This window comes from Fructobacillus ficulneus, from assembly GCF_001047075.2.
GTDB lineage: Bacteria > Bacillota > Bacilli > Lactobacillales > Lactobacillaceae > Fructobacillus > Fructobacillus ficulneus.
In genome coordinates this window covers 1-3868 of sequence record NZ_DF967987.1, presented here as the reverse complement: position 1 = coordinate 3868, position 3868 = coordinate 1, and the positions used below count along the sequence as shown (strand labels likewise).

The following is a 3868-nucleotide window of genomic DNA, read 5'->3' as shown; positions in this document are numbered from 1 at the left end:
GGGAAACGGGAAACGGGAAACGGGAAACGGGAAACGGGAAACGGCAATTTAAAAATTTGTGACTTCTATTTGCTTATGCTAATATTTGAACCTCAAAGTAAAAATAAATCATTTCAAAATAAGAGGAAGATTACGTTGCGGTTTTAAGTATGACATCCACACTCTTTACCCAATTTGTTAGTTTTTCTGAAAGATGTTAAGTTACTTTTATTGTTTAGAATCTAATCAAGACAGGAGCGAGTGGGATGAATTTAAAAAATAAAGCAAATATCCTTGTGATGAATTGGTGGGTTCACCAATGATAAATTATAGCCTTCAAAGAATTTTAAAAACAAAACGCTTTTGGATAGTCATGTTCATGATGACGATAATTACTATTACGGATGCTGTGCAACATGTTGTTCTCTTGAGTGGGATTTCTTTAGCTAAAAATATGTGGCTCAATACTTTTATGGCTAGTAGTGTAGGTGGTATATACGGACACTTGCTAACCATATTTTTATTAGGACTATTCCCAGTTTGGCTACTTTTAGGTGTTGGATTTGCTCTATCGAACGATTTTTCAACGGGTCAAGCGTATAACGTAGTCAGTCGAATTGGTTTGGCTAAATACATTCGTGGGCATTACTATGCGGCTGGCATTGCTGGTGTCATCTTATTTGCTGTCCCTTTGCTTGTTAATTTACTCACTGTAGCGATAATTCAATTGTTGGATGTACGTAAAAGTGATGGGCAGATGAGAATTTTATATAATCGTGGAAAAATTCCAGATTTAGAAAAATATCATTTTTTGTGGTGGCAGTTAGAACATCCAGTTGTAACGTATTTCTTATATTTAGGACTATTTTTAATTGCTGTGATTTTGACCTCAATGCTAATGGTCTCACTATCCTTGTTGTTCAATAATTTTTACCAAATTTTATCTTTAGTAGTCCTTACCACAGTCATCTTAGGCAGTCAGATATTCAACATTGGTAGCTTGTTGCAAACTTTCGCATTCCTATTGCATTTCCCCGATTGGGTTCATAACTGGCTGACTTTCTTAAGCATATTGCTGGTTGCCAATGTTGTGATATACCTTTGGCGTCATTCAGGAGAATTACAATGATAGGTGAACGTAAATTCTGGTTATCGACTATTACTGTTTTTCTAATGCTTGCCATAATTTATTTAGTCACTATTAATTGGCCTTCGACAACGTACATTGATTGGCGTGAGCGTGAAGTTGTTCACGGTAACTATTTTAATATACTCATGTGGCAATCTTGCTTAGCAATCCCTGCTCTACTCTACTGGGCGACTAATTATCGTTTACCAATCCAAACAATTATTCGTCTCAATGAGCACGGGCAGCTTGGAAAGAGGATTAATCGAAGAACAGATTTTTTGGTAAGCACCTATTGTCTTTTATTTTATGTCATGCCGTTTTTCAGACTAGCTACGATACAGCTTAATGAGGCTCAATTGGGTGAATTTGTAACAATATGGTCGTGTCAGGTTATTTTGTCTGGCCTTTGGTTATTGGTTGTCATTTACTTGATTCTAATTATCTATAGTTATTGTCAGAAAAATATTTTCATGGTATCTCTTGGAACTTTAATTACAGTCACGACTATTTTTCAAGCTCAAACGTTACAACAATCAGCTTTCACACTTGTAGCTGTCACAACTAACTTAGGGATAGATCGAGTGGGGACGTTAATTCATCGGACGTTGATTAATGGCGTGATTATGTTCTTAATTTTGCAGTCCTTAAAGTTAATCTTAAGTAAATTAATTTGGAGGTGGGAATGGTTCGATTAGATTGGAAATTGTACTTTTCAGTTATGGTAGTAATGGGCTTACTCTTCCAAATGCTTTTGTACAGCCAAACCGGGGATACCCCCATTTATTTTGTTGATAATAGTACTCGAATACTTGTTGTTAAATTAACGTACTTCGCGCTATTGCTTGCACCAATGGTTATGACGATGGGATCTATGAAAATTTGGCAAACAGGAGCCTATTTAAATCGTTTGATTCGGATGCGTCACTTAGAAAAATTACTGGTTGAAATGTATCTGAGGTCCTTGGTCATTGTGTTAACGCCGGTTTTGATTTTGTGTTTGGGCAATCAAATTTTAGTGGGAAGATTACTCTGGTCACAGACCTTCGCATTAGGTCTTTCCTATGCATTAGCAGTAGGCGTTTATGTGGCCATTGAATTACGGTTTAATACTAGTGTGGCCATTTTAAGCAGTTCTTTTTTATTGTTGTCGACGGGATTAGGTAGTCAACAATTAAAACTATTCGGTCCATTTGTCTTTCAAAAGGTGACTGCTATCTGGCAAATTCCAGCAGTATTCGGTGCTCTTATTTTGTTATTTTTGTTAATCAGTGTTCAGGTGAAACGCCAGGACTTCATGGAGAGGGGAAACTATGATTCGAATTGAACATGCAGTTAAATATTTGGATAAAAAGGTTGTTTTAGATGATGTGAACCTGGAATTTGAGGATGGGAAAATTTATGGTTTGCGGGGGCGCAATGGGGCTGGAAAGACGATGATTTTACGAGCAATTGCTGGTTTGATTCATTTAAAACATGGCACAATCACGATTGATGGTCAAATCATCCACCAAGATATTGATTTTCCACCAGAGTTGGGTTTGCTGATTGAAAGCAATAATGTTTTGCCAGATTTTACCCTCCGGAAAAATTTGCAGCTCCTGGCTAAAATTAGAAAAGTAGCTACGGATGAAATGATTGATGAAGCCATTTTGCGTGTTGGTCTAGATCCGAAAGACCGGCGTAAGGTTCGACAGTATTCCTTGGGGATGAAACAGCGGGCAGCTATTGCTCAAGCTATTTTTGAGCAACCAAAGTTGATTTTATTAGATGAGCCAACTAATGCGATTGATTTGGATGGTGTTAAAAGCATGCGAGCAATTTTTGAACAAGAAAAGCAACGGGGGGCTAGCATCATATTAGCAAGTCATAACCCTGAAGATTTAAGCGTCTTAGCTGATGAAGTCATTGACATGGCGGAAGGGAAAGTGATCAATGCGCAATAGTAAAGTTATTACGCGTATCGTATTTGCAGGAATTATTTTGATTTTATTTGGGAGCATCTTATTGAATTATGTTCACCATCAAATGAGTAAGGGTGCGGCCAAGCGATACGTGCCGACAGTTAGTAAGAATGCTAATGGCCAACTAGTAACTAAGTCAAATAATCCTGCAAAAGCTTTTACCTTAACGGGGCCAACAAATGGAAAAACTGTCAAGCAGATTGGAATACATTCAGGTTTTTATGATGCTCATATCATTGGCGGTGATTCACAGTATTGGGATAGTGCCACTAGCCTTAAAGATGAAGTTGGCCACTTGGTGACTGAGAGCGATTCGATAAATTTAGAGGCGGGGAAAAAGGTCGTATTGACACCGTCCAAGTTTAAACCATTGGTTAAACAAAATGGTAGCTATGTCATTACCAATCCGGGGAACTATTTACCGGACACACAGATTCCAACTGGGAAGTACAAAGTGACTTTTTCAGGTAATTTGGCACCGATGTCAGCCACACCGACATCTAAATCAGGTTCGTTGTTAATGATCCAACTGATGACTTATGACCAACAGACCATTCCGTTAGCAAGTGAAAAGGACCACTATAATGTGACTATGTACCAGTCAGAAGATGGATCTAGTACGGAGACTGGCTCTGGGGTTATTTCAATTGAAAAAAATCGGTTACTCCATGTAACGATGGTATTCATCACTGACCCTAATACTAAAATAATTTTGACTCCTATTAAATAATTTTAGATTTTTTGAAGAGTAAAAAAAGCCGATGAGATTATATAATCTCATCGGCTTTTTGGGGGTAAT

At 37.6% G+C, this 3868-nt stretch carries 5 protein-coding genes; all 5 read left to right on the top strand.

Translation table 11 applies throughout. From position 1 onward, the window contains the following. The first annotated feature begins 298 nt into the window (after positions 1 to 298). The 5 genes from AOQ29_RS01705 to AOQ29_RS01685 are packed head-to-tail and all read left to right on the top strand — an operon-like array spanning position 299 to position 3799. A complete protein-coding gene (locus AOQ29_RS01705) occupies positions 299 to 1108 on the top strand; it encodes a hypothetical protein (protein ID WP_061992825.1) in 810 nt (269 codons plus the stop codon). Next, positions 1105 to 1803, top strand: coding sequence for a hypothetical protein (locus AOQ29_RS01700; protein WP_061992824.1), 699 nt, complete (start codon positions 1105 to 1107; stop codon positions 1801 to 1803). Before AOQ29_RS01705 ends, AOQ29_RS01700 begins: the two co-directional genes overlap by 4 nt. Further along, on the top strand, positions 1791 to 2432 hold the full coding sequence (locus AOQ29_RS01695) for a hypothetical protein (protein ID WP_061992823.1): 642 nt from the start codon (positions 1791 to 1793) through the stop codon (positions 2430 to 2432). The genes AOQ29_RS01700 and AOQ29_RS01695 overlap by 13 nt, the downstream gene beginning before the upstream one ends. Beyond that, the gene (locus tag AOQ29_RS01690) at positions 2419 to 3051 is read left to right on the top strand and encodes an ABC transporter ATP-binding protein (RefSeq protein WP_061992822.1); all 633 of its coding nucleotides are present in this window, start codon (positions 2419 to 2421) and stop codon (positions 3049 to 3051) included. The genes AOQ29_RS01695 and AOQ29_RS01690 overlap by 14 nt, the downstream gene beginning before the upstream one ends. Further along, a complete protein-coding gene (locus AOQ29_RS01685; protein ID WP_061992821.1) occupies positions 3041 to 3799 on the top strand; it encodes a hypothetical protein in 759 nt (252 codons plus the stop codon). The genes AOQ29_RS01690 and AOQ29_RS01685 overlap by 11 nt, the downstream gene beginning before the upstream one ends. The last annotated feature ends 69 nt before the right edge of the window (positions 3800 to 3868 follow it).